The 21133-nt window shown below is 53.7% G+C and carries 22 protein-coding genes and 1 pseudogene; 8 read left to right on the top strand and 15 right to left on the bottom strand.

Translation table 11 applies throughout. From position 1 onward, the window contains the following. Positions 1–11 precede the first annotated feature (11 nt). On the bottom strand, positions 12–548 hold the full coding sequence (locus tag BM007_RS02260) for a MarR family winged helix-turn-helix transcriptional regulator (protein ID WP_048993110.1): 537 nt from the start codon (positions 546–548) through the stop codon (positions 12–14). A gap of 132 nt (positions 549–680) precedes the next feature. Here BM007_RS02260 and BM007_RS02265 point away from each other — a divergent pair, with 132 nt between their 5' ends. The 7 genes from BM007_RS02265 (at position 681) to BM007_RS02295 (ending at position 7841) form a co-directional block, all read left to right on the top strand. Next, entirely contained in the window at positions 681–1838 is a 1158-nt protein-coding gene (locus tag BM007_RS02265; protein ID WP_090417087.1) for an MFS transporter, read from the top strand. An 82-nt stretch (positions 1839–1920) separates the two neighbouring features. Next, positions 1921–2358: a VOC family protein gene (locus BM007_RS02270; RefSeq protein WP_090417088.1), complete on the top strand. Its 438-nt coding sequence runs from the start codon at positions 1921–1923 to the stop codon at positions 2356–2358. A gap of 652 nt (positions 2359–3010) precedes the next feature. Then, the gene (locus tag BM007_RS02275) at positions 3011–4027 is read left to right on the top strand and encodes a 3-oxoacyl-[acyl-carrier-protein] synthase III C-terminal domain-containing protein (protein ID WP_090418194.1); all 1017 of its coding nucleotides are present in this window, start codon (positions 3011–3013) and stop codon (positions 4025–4027) included. 1 nt (position 4028) lies between these two features. Then, complete coding sequence (locus BM007_RS02280) at positions 4029–5756, top strand: HAD-IIIC family phosphatase (RefSeq protein ID WP_090417090.1); 1728 nt, start codon at positions 4029–4031, stop codon at positions 5754–5756. Between the two features lies 1 nt (position 5757). Further along, positions 5758–5994 carry a hypothetical protein gene (locus BM007_RS02285; RefSeq protein WP_090417092.1) on the top strand — a complete coding sequence of 79 codons (237 nt, stop codon included), beginning with the start codon at positions 5758–5760 and terminating at the stop codon, positions 5992–5994. Then, the gene (locus BM007_RS02290) at positions 5972–6712 is read left to right on the top strand and encodes a hypothetical protein (RefSeq protein WP_139210875.1); all 741 of its coding nucleotides are present in this window, start codon (positions 5972–5974) and stop codon (positions 6710–6712) included. The genes BM007_RS02285 and BM007_RS02290 overlap by 23 nt, the downstream gene beginning before the upstream one ends. Next, entirely contained in the window at positions 6696–7841 is a 1146-nt protein-coding gene (locus BM007_RS02295; RefSeq protein ID WP_139210877.1) for an alpha/beta hydrolase family protein, read from the top strand. The genes BM007_RS02290 and BM007_RS02295 overlap by 17 nt, the downstream gene beginning before the upstream one ends. A 317-nt stretch (positions 7842–8158) precedes the next feature. Here the strand turns inward: BM007_RS02295 and BM007_RS02300 are convergent, their stop codons facing one another. After that, on the bottom strand, positions 8159–8641 hold the full coding sequence (locus BM007_RS02300) for a glutathione peroxidase (RefSeq protein WP_090417098.1): 483 nt from the start codon (positions 8639–8641) through the stop codon (positions 8159–8161). Positions 8642–8776: 135 nt separating this feature from the next. On the opposite strand from BM007_RS02300, the pseudogene BM007_RS02305 reads away from it, so the two are divergent. Next, positions 8777–9940 (top strand): annotated as a pseudogene (locus BM007_RS02305) (serine hydrolase domain-containing protein); the annotation flags it as partial. A 16-nt stretch (positions 9941–9956) separates the two neighbouring features. Here the strand turns inward: BM007_RS02305 and paaY are convergent. The 13 genes from paaY to paaA form a co-directional block, all read right to left on the bottom strand. After that, positions 9957–10553 (bottom strand): phenylacetic acid degradation protein PaaY, encoded by a 597-nt coding sequence (gene paaY / locus BM007_RS02310; protein WP_090417099.1) that lies wholly within the window; start codon positions 10551–10553, stop codon positions 9957–9959. Positions 10554–10562: 9 nt separating this feature from the next. Then, entirely contained in the window at positions 10563–11498 is a 936-nt protein-coding gene (paaX, locus tag BM007_RS02315; protein WP_024908033.1) for a phenylacetic acid degradation operon negative regulatory protein PaaX, read from the bottom strand. Positions 11499–11588: 90 nt separating this feature from the next. Continuing rightward, complete coding sequence (gene paaK, locus BM007_RS02320; protein WP_024908034.1) at positions 11589–12905, bottom strand: phenylacetate--CoA ligase PaaK; 1317 nt, start codon at positions 12903–12905, stop codon at positions 11589–11591. 27 nt (positions 12906–12932) lie between these two features. Beyond that, on the bottom strand, positions 12933–14138 hold the full coding sequence (pcaF, locus tag BM007_RS02325) for a 3-oxoadipyl-CoA thiolase (RefSeq protein WP_024908035.1): 1206 nt from the start codon (positions 14136–14138) through the stop codon (positions 12933–12935). Beyond that, positions 14131–14559, bottom strand: a complete 429-nt coding sequence (paaI, locus tag BM007_RS02330; RefSeq protein ID WP_032651181.1) for a hydroxyphenylacetyl-CoA thioesterase PaaI — start codon at positions 14557–14559, stop codon at positions 14131–14133. The genes pcaF and paaI overlap by 8 nt, the downstream gene beginning before the upstream one ends. Beyond that, positions 14549–15973, bottom strand: a complete 1425-nt coding sequence (paaH, locus tag BM007_RS02335; protein ID WP_024908037.1) for a 3-hydroxyacyl-CoA dehydrogenase PaaH — start codon at positions 15971–15973, stop codon at positions 14549–14551. The genes paaI and paaH overlap by 11 nt, the downstream gene beginning before the upstream one ends. Position 15974: 1 nt before the next feature. Beyond that, positions 15975–16763, bottom strand: a complete 789-nt coding sequence (paaG, locus tag BM007_RS02340) for a 2-(1,2-epoxy-1,2-dihydrophenyl)acetyl-CoA isomerase PaaG (RefSeq protein ID WP_090417101.1) — start codon at positions 16761–16763, stop codon at positions 15975–15977. Continuing rightward, positions 16763–17530 (bottom strand): 2,3-dehydroadipyl-CoA hydratase PaaF, encoded by a 768-nt coding sequence (paaF, locus tag BM007_RS02345; protein WP_090417103.1) that lies wholly within the window; start codon positions 17528–17530, stop codon positions 16763–16765. The genes paaG and paaF overlap by 1 nt, the downstream gene beginning before the upstream one ends. Then, positions 17527–18597, bottom strand: coding sequence for a 1,2-phenylacetyl-CoA epoxidase subunit PaaE (gene paaE / locus BM007_RS02350; protein ID WP_090417105.1), 1071 nt, complete (start codon positions 18595–18597; stop codon positions 17527–17529). The genes paaF and paaE overlap by 4 nt, the downstream gene beginning before the upstream one ends. Positions 18598–18604: 7 nt before the next feature. Next, positions 18605–19102, bottom strand: coding sequence for a 1,2-phenylacetyl-CoA epoxidase subunit PaaD (gene paaD, locus BM007_RS02355; RefSeq protein ID WP_090417107.1), 498 nt, complete (start codon positions 19100–19102; stop codon positions 18605–18607). A gap of 11 nt (positions 19103–19113) precedes the next feature. Further along, positions 19114–19860 (bottom strand): 1,2-phenylacetyl-CoA epoxidase subunit PaaC, encoded by a 747-nt coding sequence (gene paaC, locus BM007_RS02360; RefSeq protein WP_090417109.1) that lies wholly within the window; start codon positions 19858–19860, stop codon positions 19114–19116. Between the two features lie 8 nt (positions 19861–19868). After that, positions 19869–20156: a 1,2-phenylacetyl-CoA epoxidase subunit PaaB gene (gene paaB, locus BM007_RS02365; protein ID WP_008502380.1), complete on the bottom strand. Its 288-nt coding sequence runs from the start codon at positions 20154–20156 to the stop codon at positions 19869–19871. Positions 20157–20167: 11 nt separating this feature from the next. Further along, the gene (gene paaA / locus BM007_RS02370) at positions 20168–21097 is read right to left on the bottom strand and encodes a 1,2-phenylacetyl-CoA epoxidase subunit PaaA (protein ID WP_254780638.1); all 930 of its coding nucleotides are present in this window, start codon (positions 21095–21097) and stop codon (positions 20168–20170) included. Positions 21098–21133 lie beyond the last annotated feature (36 nt).

A 21133-nucleotide genomic window follows, 5' to 3' on the forward strand; every position in this document is an offset into this window, starting at 1 on the left:
GTGAGGTTTAACTATGCAGTTTTTGTATTATCGGCACTCGGTGACTTGTCGCCCAGGTCCTCGGACGGAAACGTCAGCAGCAGCTCCCTCAGCAGGGACTCAAGCTGCGCGCGCTGCGCGTCAGACAAGTTGCTCAGCAGCGCATTTTGCGTCTGTGTGTGCACGATCAGCGCCTGTTCGATACGCTCCTGCCCGTGTGCCGTCAGGCTTACGAGGGTACTGCGCTTGTCATCCGGATCGGCAATTCGCCTGATAAGCCCTTGCTTTTCGAGATGGCTGAGCCGGTTCGTCATCGCCCCTGAGGTGATCAACAGCGATTTATACAGCTGTGTGGGGGAAAGGCAGTACGGCTCACCGGCGCGGCGCAGCGTGGCGAGCACGTCAAACTCGCCCTCGCGAAAACCAAACTGCGCCATCGCCTCCGCCCATTCTTTTCCCAAATGCTTCATCAGCCGGAGCATTCGGCCAAAAATTTTCATCGATGAGGCGTCCAGTTCCGGCATGGCACGGTTCCACTGGCCGACAACGAAGTCTACATGGTCTTTCATTTTCACCCCTGATGGCGTGGGTATTTATCCTGTTGTGCGGTACATCTTACGCAAAAACACATTTTATCTTAACGTTAAGATAAATGCTTGTGGCAATTTGCCCGGCCATTCACAACCGAAAAGGATCTCCTGTTGAAACGCACATCGCCTTTACTCTTCGCCGTTATCGCTTTTATCGTCGGGCTGAACCTGCGCCCCATTCTGGCCTCTGTCGGACCGTTGTTTTCCGTGCTGCAGCGCGAAGCGGGGCTAACGGCTACGCAATTTAGCCTGCTGACCACCCTGCCGGTCGCGATGATGGGACTGGCTGCCCTGTGTGGCCCCTGGCTTTTAGCCAGAGTCGGTGCCGTACGGGGAATTATGCTCGGGCTCTTCATCCTGCTTATGGCCTGTTTATTACGCGGTTTTAGCGCCTCACCGGAGAGTCTTATGGGCACCGCGTTACTGGGCGGGGCAAGTATCGGCACGATCCAGGCCTTAATGCCTGCCCTGATAAAAAAGGAGTATACGCAAACGGCCAGCACGATAATGTCGCTATTCAGCACGGGCATTATGGCCGGTGCGGCAGTCGCCGCCGCCAGCGCCGAGCCGTTGTTTTCATGGCTGACGCTGAAGCCCGCGCTGGCAATGGCCGGGCTGTTAGCTCTGCTGGCGCTGATACTGTGGTTAACCCTGGTTAAGCATCCTCAGGGGGAAAAAACAGCCCCCGAAACCGTTACGCTCTCCTCCTCCCGTACGGCACTGCTGTTGCTCTTTTTCGGCGTGGGAACGGGAGCCTATACGCTGGTATTGGCCTGGCTGCCCCCACTCTATATTCAGGCGGGATGGTCCGCACGCAGCAGCGGCTACATGCTGGCCTGGCTGACGTTAACCGAGGTTGTCGCAGGGTTTGCCATCTCCGCGCTGATCGGTAAATTCCCCGACCGTCGCGTGCCGCTGATCGCCGTATTGTTGCTGCTGCTGGCGGGACTCCTGTGTCTGGTCTTTTCGCCGGGTACAACGCCGGTATTATCCACGCTACTGCTTGGCATCGGGATCGGCGCCCTCTTCCCGCTGTCGCTCATCGTTACGTTCGATCATGCGCGAACGCCCGCGCAGGCCGGGAAATTACTGTCAAAAGTTCAGGGAGGTGGATACATGATCGCCGCGCTTATGCCGTTAATTGCGGGGATCGTTCGCGACAGTTCGGTCTCGCTGACCAGCGCATGGCTGATCATGAGTGCGGGAGTCATGCTGCTGATCGTCATCGCGTTGAATTTTAAACCCGTCGTGGGCGTGCAGGCACGATGAATGCGATACCAGAATTGAGAGTCGTATTTCAACCAGTCGTAATATAAATTCAGGGTGAATTTCACCTCACGCAGGAGTAGATATGTCGCAGACGTTAGCGGGAATGGATGTCTTGTTTGTCGCCGGGTTCGGGCCCATTTCTCGGGATACGGAGTCCAGCACCGCGTTTTATGTCCATACACTCGGCCTCCCGCTGAAGCCGATGGAGGGGAATACCGATTATCTGCTCACTGAAGAGGGCCAGCTGGCAGGCGTGAAGCATTTTGCCGTCTGGCCGCTCGCACAGGCGGCTATGTCATGTTTTGGCGAAGAACAGTGGCCCGCTGAGCACCCGATACCGCAGGGATGGGTTGAATACGAAGTACAGGATCTCGATTCTGCTACCCGTATTCTGAGTGAAAAAGGCTATCGGTTACTGGTGGCTAACCGTATGGAACCGTGGGGGCAAACCGTCACTCGCCTGCTCAGCCCGGAAGGCTTGCTTACCGGGCTGACGATTACGCCGTGGCTGCGGGGGTAATGTCTTATAGCGCGAAGCAGACTTGCATAAGGGCAATGTCTGCTTTGAGCGCGCGTGGACCAGGCAATGAACCGCTAAATATAGCGGTTTTTTCTTAATATTAAATAAGCTCTCACCTGTTTTTGAACCATCCGGATTATCTATAAAAATTTAGGAATTGACTCTTATTGTTCAATCCGCGCGGGGATCGTTCGGGTTTAATATTGTATTGCTGATGTTAAATCTATCGTAACTACATTTGTTAGTTATAACGCTAACTCACCCTCTGCTTATAAAAAGTTTGCACCTCGCAATGGCTAAAGCCTGTTAAAAAGTTAACATCTGGTTTTGCAATCATTTCCGACAAATTGTATTTATAACTCATTCAACCGGCAGGTTTCTGCACTCTTTCAACAAGTTGTTAAAGCTAAATATAACACAGTAAGATGTGTGATGAATTACATTACTAACTAACTATTTAATAGCGGAAGTTTTTCTTAATTGAGCACGAGCAGGAAATCTGTCGCCACATATAATTAACAATTCCTTTTCATTTCATTATATAAGTTTCACAATGGAATATTTAGTTAGCTAAATATAAATTTTTTTAATGCTTTACATTTTTTTTAATCAAGAGTATTACTTTTTAACGCCATATATAGATGAGGAATGGATGATGCATATATCGTATATTGATACGTACTTACCAGGATGTAATATCAACAATGAAGAGCTTGGGAGTAGATTAAACTTCAAACCTCAGTTAATAGAAAAATTATTTGGGAACTATGGGCGTCACTTCTCAACCAATCTAAAAACGGGAGAGAACACAGCATCGTGCACCGATTTAATACACTTAATGATGCAAAAGCTTATTTCGTTAAATGATAATGGAATGAGGGACATTGATTTTGTTCTGGTATCAACAGCTACTCCTGACTTGCTTTTACCCACCAGCATCAATGAAGCGTGTAGCATGATAGGGTTCAAAAATATTGAGACTTACCAAATCATTGGTGGTTGCTCTGGTGCCGTACAAGCATTAAAGATGGCTGATTATATGCTCAAAAGTGGCCTGCACCATAAAGGGTTAGTAATTGGCGTCGAATGTTCAAACAAGTTCCTCAATCTATTTGATGAAACCAAGACTAAAGTTGAACCGAAAGAAATGGTTAACTACTGTCTGTTTGGTGATGGCGTTGGTGGTTGTATTGTTAGCTCTGAAAGAACTTCGGGTTCTGTCTATGTGAAAGGTATTGATTACAAATACAATGGATTGCAGGAAAAAATTGGCCAACTGGCTAACTGGAGCGGCTCAAGGAAAGATTTTGATGATGGGCAACCTATGCTTAAAGAGGAATATAAATTAATTGAATGCTTAGTCCCTAAATTAACAAAAGAGACATATACTGAGTTAAAAAACAAATACTCATCCAAACGAGACATCAGATGGTTTATGCCTCCTCAGCTGTCGGGACGTATGGTTAATAATATTTGTAATGGCATGAACATTCATGAGAGTAAAATCCTTTCGCTTGTTCATGAGATCGGTAATTGCGCAAATGCAGCTTTGTATTTTCAACTGAAAGAGTTTTTTGATCTATCAGATGAAGGCGATGAAGGGGTTGCCATATCAATCGAATCATCACGGTGGTTATCTTCTGGTTTATATTTAAAAAAGGAATATTAAAATGAACCTCGACTTATTGAAAAAAATAAGAGAAGAGAAAACAAAAAACTATAATGGAATGAAAAAAATAAATAGTCTTTTCTTATGTAACCTCAGTCACAAAGCTGGGCTTTCTCTCATGAAGCATGGCGCTTCAGCGCTTGGTGTATTTCTTGATTTTATAGATATTGAATACAGTGATTTCTTTACCCTTCTAAATTTCAAAAAGGAAGTTCTAAAGAGTTACAACCTTCAGAATATATATATTCTTTTGGATGAAAACTACTATCTTGATGAGTTTGGTCATTGCGAGGACATTGCATTAGCCAGACAGAACCTTTCAAAGTTAAAAGATGAAATTAACGCCTCTCTGAAGATACTAGAGGAGTTGACTTGCAATAAAATAGACATTGTAATTTCAACTCTTTATTTAAACAGTGAGTGCATAAATGAATATATAAGTTTAGATGAAAGGAACGCACTGTCCGATTTGGTTTTTGACTTCAATATGTTTCTTGCTAAAAAGAGGGATGAAAGCAAGCACAGCATACACCTCGTAAGCATGGCAGGGTTTAGAGGTAAAAGCATTGAGAATATTTATTCTGAACACAACACAGTAGCCAGTTTAGATTACCTCAATTTCTTTAGTGAAAAATCAATAAGTTACCTTCGTTTAAGCGAAGGTAAATCATTAAAGTGCATAATCACAGACCTGGATAACACTGTTTGGGGAGGTGTAGCTGCTGAGGGAGAGTATGAGAATAATGACTTGTATAACCAGGGAGCTTACAGGAAATATCAAAAGTGGTTGAAATGCATGCACAGACAAGGTGTTATCCTCTCAATATCCAGTAAAAATGATTTTCATGTAATAAAAGACTTTTTCTCAGAAAAGACACACGCGCTGGAAATTCAGTGGTCGGACTTTTCGTTCCCTGAGATAAACTGGGATAATAAAAGTGATAATATTTTAAAAATATGCAAAAACCTTAACTTAAGCCCTGAGCATGTTCTTTTTGTAGATGATAGTGATTTTGAGTTAGAGGAAGTAACCAACGCCATACCTAACATTAATACATTCCACTTTTCTAAAAATATTGATGAAAACATATCCAAGTTAGTTAATAGCGATTTTTTTATTAAAGGTTCAATCACTTTAGAAGACCGCCTCAGGAATGAAAGCTTTGCCAATAACATTAAAAGAGATGAGTTTTATAAGAGCAATAATTCCAAAGGCGATTTTTTAAAAAACATATCCATGGAATTATCTGTCAGTAATTGTACCCCAGAGAATCACCCCAGAACCTCTGATCTAACTATGCGTACCAATCAGTTTAACCTGACAACTATGCGAATGGATACCACAGATGTTCAAAATTACGTTTCGGAAAATTCAGGACAAATATTGCTTTTCAGATTCAGTGATAGATTTGGTAGTTATGGGATCATTGGCGCCTCATTTCTAAAAATTGAAGCAGACGCATGCTTGATCGAAAACATTGTCTTGAGTTGCAGAGCATTTGAACGAGGGGTGGAGTTTGCAATCATAAAATCCATAGGTTCTTTTGCTTCAGCAGAAGGTTGTTCTAAACTAATCGGCAGCTTCATTGAAACGATTAAAAATAAAAAATTCAAGAATTTTTATACTGAATGTGGCTTTGGAAAAATTAGCAATAATATATTTAGCATAGACATTGATGATCTTGATGTTTCTGAAAAATGTAAAAATATCACTATACTAAGGAGTTAAAATGGAACCCAATGAATTTATTGATTTTCTTAATCAAAAAACTGGCATGAATTTGAAGCATGACCAGGTTGACACCGATTTGACTCAAATAGCAGAATGGGATTCATTGACCTTTGTATATACAATAATGGAACTGGAATTCAGAAATAGCATCACATTAAATGTTGAAAAAATATTAAAATGCAACACCTTGCGTAAGATATTAAAGGTTGTAAATGATGAAATACAAAAAAATTGATAGCAACAGAAAGCAAACTCTTATTTTTCTGGAGCTGGCTAAAGCCATCAGAGGTGTTGCATTAATCGATGAAATAAAATCCCATCGACAATACACAAAATATGCCACATCACTCCTTATTAAGTCGATTAGTGACGCTCTTGATGAGGAACGACATCTAAATTGCATGATTAAATACGGAAGCGACAATAAACTGATCGAATTACAAGATATATCTGCGAGATTGACCGTATCATACGAAAACGATGGTCTATCGTCTGGAGTCTACTCTTCTGTTATCACCAACACAAATAATTTGTCTACGTTAGAAGTATACAGAGCCATATCTGATTTAAAAAACAAAGGAATAAGCAGTTTTGATGACTCCAAACGAATTAGGATGTTACAGAGATTGCCATATTTTTTTGCAAAATGGGTTTCGAAGTTCATTTTTTACTTTCGCCCTGCCGTTCAACGTGATTTTTTCAGGAGCTTTACTGTCACCTCCTTAGGGAAAAAAAGTTTAAAATTGTGCATCCCTGTATCAGGCTCAACGTTTACATTTCAATTAGGATCCCCCAAAATTTTAGATGCAGATGAGTGCTTGTTTAATATTGTCATGATCTACGATCATCGAGTTATTGATGGCATTCAAGCTTCAAATCTGCTGGACAAGATAAAAACCTTTTATTCTAAACATTTAAATGATTTAGGGCAAACAGATGTATTCGTTGAATGAATGTAAGAAATTTGTCTCTTTGCATGCTAAGACATTAAACCTCGGGAAGGATTTTACTAATTCATTATCCCTAATCACTACGCTATCCGACGACTCACCCCATGGTTGGGCAAGAGTGTTTTCAGAGGAGGCTGACAAACAATTAAAGAAAAATCAAATGGAGAAAGCATTAGGTTACTTAAATATTGCACGATTCCCGTATGCAGATACTCCAGTCCAAAAAGAAGCATATAAACGCTATCTTTCACTATTCCATAAAGAATACGTAGAAACAGGCTTTCTGGAATCGAAGAAGACAGATAATGGAAAATCAAGCTTCTATTACAAAAAGGGAAAGTCAAAAGTCACAGTTATCATTTGCGGAGGAATAATCTCTCTTAAAGAACAATGGATTCGGGCATTAAAAACCTTCAGTAAGTTGGGGTGTTCTGTCGTGCTGTATGAAATGCCCGGCGTAGGTGAAAATCGCGAAGCCTACGATAATAAATCACTTAATCTATTCTCGCACATCATTGATTCGATAGGTTTTGCTGATGATGAAATATGCCATGTTGTAGGAATAAGCTTTAGTGGTTATTTTGCATTAAAAGATACCTGCACTGACGCAAGAATTAAATCAATAACGATGACAGGAACACCGCTTGTTGATTTTTTCCACGACCGTCAGTCTTTTGACAGGTCGCCGGAAATTACTAAAAATATACTTGCATATTTAATTTCCCAAAAACACCCCTTAAAAGATTCGCAAAACTCGCTTTATAACTTCCTGGACGAGCACTTCCCAAGAATTAACATTATTAGAAATGACATAGCCATTTACTACTCGCAAAGTAAATTTGATGAGGTTATTTCCGCCAATGAAGTGCAGGCATTAGTCAAAGGTTTTGATGATATTTATTTACTATTATTACCTGATGAGCATGGCTCACCAAAATTTTACAAAGTTGTCTTTATGTTCGTTTTATGGAGTATATCAAAAACTATCAATGCCAATTGGTTTGTACCTCGAATGCTAAGGGCGGGGATACATTTACTATATGTTATCCTTTTACTAAAAAATGCTTTCCCTTGCAAACATAAAGAGTCTGCGGGCACAGATATACCGTCAGTTCAGGGGGAAAATATATAAAGAGTCAGTGGTATTATGCAACGATCATGAAAGGGAATGCGCTGGCTTCTGCTTACTCTCCCATGGCACGTAGCGGACCGCCTGAAGTGCCGAGCGGTCCGCGATGAGCGAGAAGCAAACATCAGTAATAGTCATACGGTCAGTCACCTGACGCACATAGGCTTAAGGGTGTATGCAAAACGATATGAAAATCATAATAAATATGGCTGAAGAAGACTCTGTTATCTCTTTCTCCAGGCTGGTTTATAATTGACTGCTTGCTCGAAGCCAAAACGAGGGTAATATGACGCGGTAAGATAGTTCCAGGCACCAAACTATCACCTCCTCAGTGCCTCAACAATTGCCCCCTCCATTTTCTCGGGCGTAGTCATCGGTGCAAAACGCTTGAGCGGTTTACCGTCGCGTCCGATTAGAAACTTAGTAAAGTTCCACTTAATCCGCTCGCCCAGCACGCCGGGCAGTTCGTTTTTCAGATAACGAAACAGCGGATGCGCTGCGTTACCGTTAACCTCGACTTTCTCAAACATCGGGAAGCTCACGCCGTAGTTGATGTAACAGGTTTTCGAGATTTCGTCGGCGCCGCCGGGTTCCTGTTTGCCGAACTGGTTGCAGGGGAAGCCCAGCACGACTAATCCTTCATCGGCGTATTTCTTGTATAGCGTTTCAAGGCCACCGTACTGTGGCGTGAAGCCGCACTGGCTGGCGGTATTAACGACCAAAACCACCTTTCCTGCATAGTCGGCCATAGAGATAAGCTGCCCATCCATACGGGTGGCGGTAAGTTGATAAAAGCGAGTCATACTGAAATCCTCAAAGCAGGCCGAAAAGTCACGGTAACCATCAACGAGCCGCCACCGTGTAGAAAGTTTACATTCACGCAGGCTATTTGTGATACATTCCTGGCGCGCCAATGACCACCACACTCGCTACCAGGTATGCAGAACATAACAAAAAAAATTATCTGGCTTCTGCTTACTCTCCCACTCCTCAGCGGTTGTGGCACGCTCTCGCAAATGTCCTCCCCGGAAGGTACTCAGGAACTTCTCACCCATGATTCACTGGATGGCGACGTTGACAGCGTGGTGCGTCACTACATGGCGCAAAAATCCGTTCCCGGGATGACGGTCGCGGTGATCCATAATCACGGCTCACCGCAGTTTTACACCTGGGGCGTAACCGATGCGGTCAATCGCTATCCGGTCAGGCCCGATACCCTGTTTGCGCTTGGCTCGCTCAGCAAAGGGATCACGGCGGAAGTGGTGGCTTGTCTGGTGAATGAAGGGCAACTGAACTGGAACGATAACCTGGCGACATTGCTTCCGCCGGGGACGCCGCTTAGCTCGGATGCACAAAAAATCACCCTGCTTGAACTGGTAACCCACACCTCCGGCCTGCCGCGTCAGAATATGGATGTTCCGATGCTTGGTAAATTCATCAGCTACTTAAGCACGGGCGATAATTTCTACGGTGAGCTGGATAGCGATAACGTGCTGCGCTACCTCGCCGACTGGCGAGCGCCAAAGAATAAAGTGCCGCAATACTCCAATACCGGCTACGCCCTGATCGGCTATATCCTGAAACACAAAACCGGCGAAGATATCCAGAGTTTAGCCTCGCGCTATATTTTCCATCCGCTGCAAATGGCTAACAGCAGCTTTACGCCCCGGCAGCTAAAAGGGTATCCACAGCGGGCGCTTGGCCACGCGGGCGATCAGCCGAAGTTTATCCCGCGCGGGCAGCTCACCCCGGACTGGCATTTTTCCAACAACATGGTGGCGGCAGCGAGCTTATACAGTAACGCCGAAGATCTGGCGACCTATGCCCGCTATCACGTCTCAACAACCCACAATCCCCTGCTGGACAGCGTCTTTGCCGAAGTGAGAAATACCGATATTCAACGTCCCGACGGGGTACAGGGTATTGCCTGGACCACCGACTTTATCGGTCTGGAAAAAATCACCTATCAGGTCGGCTATATCGGCGGCTACTCCAGCTTTATCGGCTATGACAAAGAAAAAGGCAATGCGGTGGTGGTGCTGCAAAATACCTTTAACTGGAGTAATTACATTGGCATCGCGCTATTGATGGATATGGCGAAAAAAGACGGCCTTACCCCTACACCGACGACTTCGGCCGTAAATTCTCGTCAAACGTCAGCCTCTTGCGTTCAGGCTCAACCACGCGCAGCGGCTCGACCTGATGCATCGTCAGCTTGCAGCGCTCCACCAGTACCTGGTATTCCCGCGTGCCCTGCTGCTTCCAGGCCAGCTCCTGCTCGCTCAGCTCACGGATCGCCTTGGCCGGGCTGCCGATAATCAAATGGTTGGCAGGCATCTCCGCTTTAGCCTTCACGAACGCCGCCGCGCCGACGATGCTGTTTTCGCCGATGACCGCCCCGTCCATCACCACCGCGTTCATGCCCACCAGCGCATTGCGGCGGATCACGCAGCCGTGAAGAATGGCGCTGTGGCCGATATGCCCATCCTCTTCCACCACCGTGTCCTGCTCTGGGAAACCGTGCATCACGCAGTTATCCTGAATGTTGGCACCGTCTTTCACCACGATACGGCCAAAATCACCGCGCAGGCTGGCGTTAGGACCAACATAGACGCCTTTGCCCAGAATCACGTCGCCAATCAGCACTGCCGTTGGGTGAACGTAGCTCTCGTCAGGTACCACCGGCGTCAGACCATCAATTTGATAAACAGGCATCTTCACTCCTTATGCGCTTGTAAGACCACCAAAGCGTTGATAGTAGAGCGTGCCGGGCACGGGCAGTTCGCCCACGGAGGTTTCGCCCTTCTCGCTGACAAACGCCAGCGCCCCCGGCGCGACACGTTGATAGATATTAATGCAGAGCTGTCGGGCGCTTTGCCCCGCCCAGTGCGCGGGCAGCAACTCTTCCGGCAGCAGCGGGTCTTTCAGCACCACGCGACGATAAAAATGAATCAGCAGCAGCTGGATCTGGAAGCAGCGTTCCGGCGTCAGATCCTCCGGCGCGGCCTCTTTCAGCAGCGGGAGCAGCGGCCGGAACGAGCTGATAAACGACTCGTACATCGCGTTTTGCTCGGTTAACTGCCAGCACTCTTCTACGCGTGAACGCAGCGCGGCGCGGGAGAGCGCCAGCGGCGAGTGGGCTTCAAAGAAAATCACGTTTTCCGCCACCCCGGCATCGTGAAGCAGAGACTGCACGTCCGCCAGATGCTGCGACGGCGAGGCCATCAGGCTCGGTGCCAGCGTGCCAAACCCCTGCCAGATCAGCTGTTTTTTGACGTCGGCGAGGGTGGTTTTGTCCAGCCCTTCTGAGAGCAGCAATAGCCATTTTCCGTCCCAGGCGGGCAGTTCCGCACGGTAGATCTTATTCTCCGCACGGCGCGTCAGGCGCAGCCCCTTATCGCTCAGGCGGTAAAAGCTGCGACGCCCGATGCGGGAAACATCCAGCCAGCCCTCTTTGTTAAGGCGAAACAGCGCGGTGCGTACAAAGCGCTCTCCAAATCCCATCCCTTCCAGTAACGCGGCCAGGCTGCCGAGCCAAATCTCTCCGCCGCGATGGGAAAGCGCGTCACCGTATAACGAGGAGATAAGCGAGGTCCCGCTGACGGGAACGGAACTGACAGCGTGCTGGATAAAGGCGTCGAGTTTATTCATGTGATTCATTCTGTTGTTATTTTTGTCCTGGATGAATCATAGCACAGGACCCTCACCCTAACCCTCTCCCAAAGGGAGAGGGCCGGGGTGAGGGAAAACTTAACCGTTGGCCGCCGCTTTACGCAGGTCAAACACCCGGCAGGCTTTCCCCTCTGAGCGCGGGATGCTGCCGCAGTTCACGATCGTCACGTCGGTGGAAATCCCCACCATCGACTTAATGCGGTGCCGCAGCTGGTGACACACCTGGCAACGCTGCTCGTGCGTCAGCGTGAGGCTGCTCTCTTTCAGCTCCACCTTCACGGAAAGTGAATCAAGATGCCCGCGACGGTTCACCTCCAGCTGGTAGTGCGGCGAAAGATGTTCGAACTTCACAATCTCCTCTTCCAGCTGCGACGGGAAGACGTTGACGCCGCGAATGATCAGCATATCGTCGCTGCGGCCGCTGATGCGGTCCATACGGCGCATGCTGCGCGCGGTTGCCGGGAGCAGACGCGTCAGGTCGCGGGTGCGGTAGCGGATCACCGGCAGCGCCTCTTTGGTCAGCGTGGTGAACAGCAGTTCGCCCTGCTGGCCGTCATCCAGCGGCGTGCCGTCGTTCGGGTTGACGATCTCCGGGTAAAAGTGGTCTTCCCAGATGGTCGGGCCGTCGACGGTTTCGATACATTCCATCGCCACGCCCGGCCCCATCACTTCGGAGAGGCCATAGATGTCCAGGGCGGTAATACCTAAGCGTTTTTCAATTTCACGGCGCATGGCCTGCGTCCACGGCTCGGCACCGAAGACGCCCACGCGCAGGGAACAGGTGCTGGCATCGCCGCCCATCTGACGCTCCAGCTCTTCAATCAGGTTGAGGCAGTAGGATGGCGTCACCATGATCATGTCCGGCTGGAAATCGCGGATCAGCTGCGCCTGCTTCTCCGTCTGGCCGCCGGACATCGGGATCACCGTCGCGCCTAAACGCTCGGCGCCGTAGTGTGCCCCCAGCCCGCCGGTAAACAGGCCATAGCCATACGCCACGTGAATTTTGTCCTTCGCGCTGCCGCCCGCGGCGCGCAGGGAGCGCGCCACCAGGTTGGCCCAGTTGTCGATGTCACCCTGGGTGTAGCCGACAACCGTCGGTTTGCCGGTGGTGCCGGATGAGGCGTGAATGCGCACCACCTGCTCCATCGGCACGGCGAAGGTATCGAACGGATAATTATCCCGCAGGTCCTGCTTGGTGGTGCACGGGAACTTACGGATATCCGCCAGCTCTTTGAAATCGTCAGGATGAACGCCCGCGGCGTCAAACTTGCGTTTGTACATCGGCACGTTGCTGTAGGCGTGATGCAGCGTCCACTTCAGACGTTCGGTCTGCAGCGCCTGTAACTCGTCAAGGGAGGCCGTTTCAATCGGATCAAGCTTTGTTGTATTTGTCATTGTAGGGTACTCACATTGTTTTTATGCTCAAACACGCTCAAGGATCATGGCAATGCCCTGACCCACACCGATGCACATCGTACACAGCGCGTAGCGCCCGCCGCGTCGGTGCAGTTCGTTACTCGCGGCCAGCGCCAGCCTGGCGCCGCTCATGCCCAGCGGGTGGCCCAGCGCAATCGCGCCACCGTTCGGGTTGACGTGCGCGGCATCATCCGGCAGGCCCAGCTGACGCAGCACGCCCAGCGCCTGCGCGGCGAAAGCTTCGTTAAGCTCGATCACGTCCATATCGTTAATACTGAGTCCGGCGCGCTCCAGCACCCTGCGAGTGGCCGGTACCGGGCCGAGCCCCATCAGACGTGGCTCCACGCCCGCCGTCGCCATCGCCACGATCCGCGTGCGCGGGATTAACCCCTGAGCCAGCGCCATCTTCTCGCTGGCGACGATCAGCGCCGCAGCGCCGTCGTTGACGCCGGAGGCATTTCCCGCCGTAACCACTCCGTTCTTACGGAACGGCGTTTTCAGACCGGCAAGCTGCTCGAGCGTGGTGTCCGCGCGCGGATGTTCATCCACGCTGAACGCTGTGACTGCCCCTTTTTTACCCGGCACCAGCACCGGCACAATCTCCTGCGCCAGAATGCCGTTCTGCTGCGCCTGCGCGGTACGCTGCTGGCTGCGCAGCGCGAACGCGTCCTGATCGGCACGGCTGATATTTAACAATTCAGCTACATTCTCTGCCGTTTCCGGCATACTGTCAGTTCCGAATTGCTGATGCATGAGCGGATTCACAAATCGCCAGCCGATGGTGGTATCGAAGATCTCCGCCTGACGCTGAAACGCGGCGGTGGCTTTGCCCATCACAAACGGCGCGCGGGACATCGACTCCACGCCGCCCGCGATCAGCAGGTCGCCGTCGCCCGCCTTAATGGTGCGCGCGGCAAAACCAATCGCGTCCAGCCCGGACCCGCACAGGCGGTTAAGGGTGGTCCCGGACACCGTCTGCGGCAGCCCGGCCAGCAGGGACGACATGCGCGCCACGTTGCGGTTATCTTCCCCCGCCTGGTTGGCGCAGCCGAAAATCACGTCGTCAATCCGCTCGAGGTCGAGCTGGGGATAGCGGGCCAGCAGCGCGCGCAGCGGCACGGCGCCGAGATCGTCGGTTCGGACTGCGGCAAGCGCGCCGCCGTAGCGCCCCACCGGGGTTCGAACGCCATCACAAATAAATGCGTCACGCATCTGCCTCTCCTGTCACGCTGCCGCCGATGCGGTGAGATTTTCCGCGAAAAAGGGCGACGGTTTTCTGTTGTTGGTTCTGGATTTCAATGTCGTACACGCCGGTCAGCTTGCCCTGGTGCTTCACCCGCGCGGTGGCGGTGAGCGTGTCCCCGGCAAAGCCCGGACGCAGAAAATCAATCGAGCAGCCGGAGGCTACCGCCGCCAGCCCCTGGCTGTTGCAGGCGTAGGCAAAAGCGGTGTCCGCCAGCGAAAAAAGCTGGCCGCCGTGGCAGGTTTTATGGCCGTTCAGCATCTGCGGGGTGATGGTCATGGTCACCACCGCGTAGCCCTCATCCATCTCGACAATGTCCATCCCCATCGCCTGCGCGCAGGCGTCCCGTTCGTACATCGCGCGGGCGTTATGCCAGGCGTTATGACTCATAGCTACTCTCCAGAAGCGCGCGCTGGCGCAGCAGTGAACAGGGGCGATAACGCTCTTCGCCGTAATGACGCTGCAGGTTCTCGAGCAGCGTCAGCAGGCGCTGCCAGCCCAGGCGCTCGCCCCAGGCGATCGGCCCGCTCGGGTAGTTCACGCCGAGGCGCATAGCGGTATCGATGTCCTTCTCGCTGGCGACCCCTTTTTGCAGGGCATCCAGCGCCTCGTTGGCAATCATCGCCAGCGTCCGCCAGATCAGCAGGCCGGGATAATCGGCAATTTGCACCACCCGATGCCCCTGCTGCTGCAGGTAGCGGATGGCTTTTTGCGTCGCGGTGTGCGGGTTGCTGGCCGCGGCGGCAATGACCGCCACGTCACGCTCAATGCGGTCCACCACCACCACCGGGCCGTTGAGCCGTAGCGCCAGCGCCTGCGCGGTCTCTCCCTGCGTTTCAACCAGATAGACATCATCTATTTCCGTGACACCGTCACGTCTTTTTTCCACGCGCATCGGGCTATAGCTGTCGTTCACCGACTCAACCCACTGCACGTCAGGTTTGTCACCCTGCCAGTCATAAACGCCTTTCCCGCTCTTTTTGCCCAGCCTTCCTGCCAGCACCAGCTCCTGCTGCACCAGCGAAGGCAGAAAACGACGCTCCTGCCAGAAGGCGTTAAATACCGAGCAGGTCACCGCAAAGTTCACGTCCTGACCAATCATGTCGGTCAGCTCCAGCGGCCCCATCGGGAAACCGCCGCCTTCCCGCAGGGCGGCATCAATCACCGCCGGCGGAGCGACCTGTTCCTCCAGCGCGCGCCAGGCTTCAGAATAGAACGGACGGGCGACGCGGTTGACGATGAACCCCGGCGTTGACTGGCAGCGAACGGGCTGTTTGCCCCAGTTCAGCGCCAGCTCGCACAGCGCGTCGGCCACTTCCGCAGAGGTCGCCAGCCCGCTGACCACCTCCACCAGCTTCATCACCGGCGCCGGGTTAAAGAAGTGCAGCCCTGCGACCCGCTCCGGGTGGTGGACATCCGCCGCAATCGCCGTGACGGAGATGGAAGAGGTATTGCTGGTCAGCACCGTCTGCGGCGGGCAGATCTCAGCCAGTTGAGCAAACAGCGCCTTTTTCACCTCCAGACGCTCTGAGGCCGCTTCTATGACCAGATCGGCCGCGCAGAGCGCGTCGATATCCGTGACGGGAACCAGCCGGGCCAGGATCTGGCTCCCGGCATCGGCGGAGAGTTTTCCGCGCGTTACCCGGGAGGCCAGACGCTGGCGGATCCCGTCGATGGCGCGCGATATCGCATCGCTGGAAATGTCGTAGATCAGCACCTGATGACCGTGGCTGGCGGCGACTTCGGCAATCCCTGCGCCCATCGTGCCGCTGCCGATCACGGCGACAGTCCGTATATTGAGCATCTTATTTCCCCGTAAAGTTCGGCGCGCGCTTCGCCAGGAAGGCGCTGACGCCCTCGCGGTAATCGTCGCTGCGTCCGGCCAGACGCTGATAGTCGCGCTCCAGATCGAGCTGGTCGTCCAGGGTGTTGGTTTCTGCAGCGTTGATGGCCTGCTTGATCAGCCCCAGCCCGAAGGTCGGCTGCGACGCGAAATGCAGCGCCATCTGCTGGGCCGTGGTGGAGAGCTGCTCGTCATCCACCACCTGCCAGATCATCCCCCACGCCTGCGCCTGTTCGGCGCTGAGTTTGTCCCCGAGCAGCGCCAGCCCCATGGCGCGGGCGCGTCCCGCCACGCGCGGCAGTAGCCAGGTGCCGCCGCAGTCCGGCACCAGGCCGAGCTTGCTGAAGGCCATCACGAAGTTGGCGGAACGGGCCGCAATCACCATGTCACACCCCAGCGCCAGCGTGGCCCCCGCACCTGCCGCCACGCCGTTAACGGCACAGATGACCGGTTTCGGCAGCTTTGCCAGGCGGCGAACCAGCGGGTTATAGAAGGTTTCAACGGACATCCCCAGATCCGGCGCCGGGCCGTTGGGGTCGACGTTGCGGTCATTCAGATCCTGACCGGCACAGAAGCCGCGTCCTGCCCCGGTGATCAGCAGACAGCGCACGGTGTCATCACGCTCGGCCTGTTTCAGGCACTCGGCCAGCTGCTGGTGCATCACGTCGTTGAAGCTGTTCAGACGCTCCGGACGGTTCAGCGTAATGGTCATCACGCCCTGTTCTACATGACTGAGAATAAATTCCACAATTAGCGTCCTTTAAAGTCGGGGGTGCGTTTTTGTAAGAAGGCGTCGATGCCCTCCCGGCGGTCTTCGGTGGCGGAAAGCAGCGTAAACAGCTGGCGCTCCTGCGCGAGCCCGGCCTGGAGCGGTACCTCCTGAGACTGGCGCAGCGCCTGTTTCGCCGCCTGCAGCGCCAGCGGCGAGTGGCGCGCCATCAGGGCCGCCTGCTTCAGGGCATACTCCAGCGTCAGCGCTGCCGGGAAAACATCGCTCACCAGCCCGGCGCTCAGCGCCTGCTGTGCAGTTATGCTCTCGCCCGTCAGCACCATTTTGCTGGCCAGGGATTTCCCGACGCTGCGAATCAGACGCTGGGTGCCGCCCGCGCCGGGCATAATGCCGAGCGTGATTTCCGGCAGGCCGAAACGGGCGTTGTCACCGGCAATCACCACGTCGCACAGCAGCGCCAGCTCGCAGCCCGCGCCCAGCGCGAAGCCGTTCACGGCGGCGATCAGCGGTTTGCTGAACGCGTTAATGCGTGCCCACAGCTGTGGGCGAATATCGTTCAGGGTGGCAGACAGGTCTTTCTCCGCCATTTCGTTGAGATCGGCCCCGGCGGCAAAGCAGCGCTCGCTGCCGTAAATCACGCAGACGGCAATGTCGGCATCCACGGCGGCGGCCTCAAGCTGTTCCGCAAGCTGGGTTAACAGCGCGTTGTTGAGGGCGTTGCGCGCCGCCGGACGGTTGAGCGTCAGCTGCAGCACGCGTTCATGACGAGTAACAATAAGTTCGCTCATGCCATCCCCTTCGCGTCGAAGTCGACAATCACGTCGGCGGTTAACGGCAGCGACTGGCAGCTCAGCACATACCCGGCGGCCAGCTCGTCCGGCTCCAGGCTGTAGTTGGTCGCCATGTCCACTTTCCCGCGCAGCACTTTGCATTTGCAGGTGGCGCAGACGCCGCCCTTGCAGGCATACGGCAGATCTGCCCCCTGACGCAGGGCGGCATCAAGAATGCTTTCGTCGTCCGCCGTCAGGGTAATTTCACGGTCGCGCCCGTCCTGGCGAACGGTCACTTTCTGTCCGCCCGCCTGCACGTGCACCGCGCGCTTAACGGTGATTCCGGAGGTGTTAAAGCGCTCAAGGTGAATGGATTTGTCCGGCATCCCCAGCGCCTTCAGCGTGGCTTCCGCGTCGTCCATCATCGCCGACGGGCCGCAGATAAAGGCCTCGTCATACTGGCGGAAGTTGATCAGGGTTTTCGCCAGCGCCTGCAGCTTTTCCCCGTCGATGCGGCCATAGAGCAGATCGCTGTCCAGCCGCTCCTGGCTGAAGATGGAGACCAGCTGCAGCCGCTGCGGGTATTTGTCCTTCAGGTCCGCCAGCGCCTGGCGGAACATCATGCTCTGGCTGCTGCGGTTGCCGTAGATCAGGGTGAAATGGCTGTTGGGCTCGGTCGTTAGCGTAGCGGAGATAATCGCCAGCATCGGGGTGATCCCCGAGCCTGCCGCAATCGCCAGGTAGTGGCCTTCGCGTTCGGCCTGTGGCTGGTAGCCAAACTGCCCCTGAGGAACCATCACCTCCAGGGCCATGCCCGCTTTGATCTCATCCCGGGCATAGCGGGAGAAGCGCCCGCCGTCGATGGCTTTGACCGCCACGCTGATCTCGCCCGGGGCGGTACTCCGGCAGATGGAGTAGCAGCGGCGCAGCTCGTCTCCGCCAAGCGTCGTTTTTAACGTCAGGTGCTGGCCGGGACGAAAGCGGTAGGCCTCCTGCAGCGCCTGCGGCACCGCAAAGGTAATGGTCACCGCGTCGCGGGTTTCGGGTTCCACTTTTGCCACTGTTAATGAATGAAACGTTGTCATGGCAGCCTCAAATACATTTGAAATAGTCGAAGGGCTCACGGCAGGTATTGCAGCGGTAGAGCGCTTTGCAGGCCGTTGAGCCAAATTCGCTGATAAGCGAGGTGTCGGTGCTGGCGCAGCGCGGGCAGCTCACCTCCACCGGCGCGTGCGCGTGACAGCTATGCCCCACCGGTGGACTGATGCCGTACGCCCGCAGGCGCTCGCGCGCGTCGGGGGTCATCCAGTCGGTGGTCCAGGCGGGTTCAAGCTGGAGCACAATGTGCACCGGGGTAAAGCCGTGCTCGGTCATCGCCTCGCGGATCGCCCCCAGCAGGTGTTCCGTCGCCGGACAGCCCGAGTAGGTCGGCGTAAAGCCGATAACCCAACCTTCCCCCTGCGCCTTCACGCTGCGCACCATGCCTAAATCGGTGATGGTTAACACCGGCACTTCCGGGTCCGGGATCTGGCTTAACAGCGCCCAGATCTGCGGGATTTGCGGGGGCGCGATGTCGACGAGGCGTTGCATAGCGTTCTCCTTTACCACTGCTGACCGGGATACGCGCGCTGGAGATACTGCATTTCCGCCAGCATCGGGCCCAGATGTTCGGTATGCAGCCCCTGCTTGCCCCCGGTGCGGTATGCCACCTCTGCAGGCACCTGCAGGCAGGCTTCATTCAGACCGGCATACACTTCGCTTTCCCACGGCTGGCGCAGCGTGCGCGGGTCAACCGCCACGCCGGACTGAATCAATTCCAGCTCAACGTCATCGGCCTCAAACAGCTCGGCCGTAAAACGCCACAGGCTGTCGATGGCCTGCTGCATTTTTTGCGCGGACGTTTCGGTCCCGTCGCCCAGACGCACCAGCCAGCCGCGGCTGAAGCGCAGGTGGTAGCGCGCCTCTTTAATCGCTTTGGCGGCAATGGCGGCAAGCTGGCCGTCGCGGCTTTGGGTCAGGCGTTCGTACAGCGCCACGTTCCAGGCATCCATCAGGTACTGGCGGGCAATGGTGTCGGCGAAGCTGCCGTTCGGCTGCTCCACCAGCAGGACGTTGCGGAACTGGCGCTCGTCGCGGCCAAACGCCAGCGTGTCTTCATCGCCCTGGCCTTCCAGCTCCGCGGCATAGGTCAGGAAATTGCGCGCCTGGCCCAGCAGGTCGAGACCGATATTGGCGAGCGCGAGGTCGATCTCCAGCTCCGGCGCGTGGCCGCACCAGGCGCCGAGACGCTGGGAGAGGACCAGACCGTTATCGCCCAGACGCAGGGCATAGGCAGTGACTGAATTCATTCTTTGCCTCACATGTGCTCGATGCCGTCAGGGATGGTGTAGAACGTCGGATGGCGGTAAACCTTGCTTTCCGCCGGGTCGAAGAACTCGCCGCGCTCTTCCGGCTGGGAGGCGACAATCTCGCTCGCTTTAACCACCCAGATAGAACACCCTTCGCTGCGGCGGGTGTAGGCATCACGCGCATTTTCCAGCGCCATGCGATCGTCGGCGGCATGCAGACTACCCACGTGACGGTGGGATAACCCTTGTTTGCTGCGTACGAACACTTCGTACAGCGGCCAGTAGACATTGCTCATCGTGATTCCTCTTAAGCCACTTTGCGGGCGTGTTGTTTTTCCGCGTGCGCCAGTGCGGCTTCCCGCACCCACGCCCCCTCTTCCCAGGCTTTACGTTTGGCGGCCAGGCGTTCGTGGTTGCAGATGCCGCGCCCGTTAATGACCTCGTCAAACTCGTGCCAGTCAATCTCGCCGAAGCGGTAGTGGCCGCTCTCTTCATCAAAACGCAGGTCGGGATCGGGCACCGTCATGCCCAGCATCTCCACCTGCGGCACCGTGTTGTCGACAAAGCGCTGGCGCAGCTCGTCGTTGCCGAAGCGTTTGATTTTCCACGCCAGGCTGCGGGCGCTGTTCGGCGAGTTGTCGTCGTTCGGACCGAACATCATCAGCGCCGGCCACCAGAAGCGGTTGATGGCGTCCTGCAGCATCTGGCGCTGGCCCTCGCTCCCCTGCGCCAGCGCCATGCAGGCTTCAAAGCCCTGACGCTGGTGGAAGCTCTCTTCTTTACAGATTTTCACCATCGCGCGGGCATAGGGACCGTAGGAGGTTCGGCACAGCGCCACCTGGTTGACGATGGCCGCGCCGTCCACCAGCCAGCCGATCACGCCGATATCGGCCCAGCTCAGGGTCGGATAGTTGAAGATGGAGGAGTATTTCATCTTGCCGTCGAGCATCTTCTGGTAGATATCTTCCCGCGCGCAGCCCAGCGTTTCCGCCGCGCTGTAGAGGTAGAGCCCGTGTCCGGCTTCGTCCTGCACCTTCGCCAGCAGGATCGCCTTGCGGCGTAGCGTCGGGGCGCGGGTGATCCAGTTCCCTTCCGGCAGCATGCCGACAATTTCGGAGTGCGCATGCTGACCAATCTGGCGGATCAACGTCTTACGGTAGGCGTCAGGCATCCAGTCCTGAGGCTCAATCGCCGTCTCCTGCGCTATGCGCTGCTCAAACCGTTGTTCTTGCGTCACGTCATCACCTTTATGATTCGTTAGTTTGCAAATTAA

Source organism: Enterobacter sp. NFIX59 (assembly GCF_900113755.1).
Lineage (GTDB): Bacteria > Pseudomonadota > Gammaproteobacteria > Enterobacterales > Enterobacteriaceae > Enterobacter > Enterobacter pseudoroggenkampii.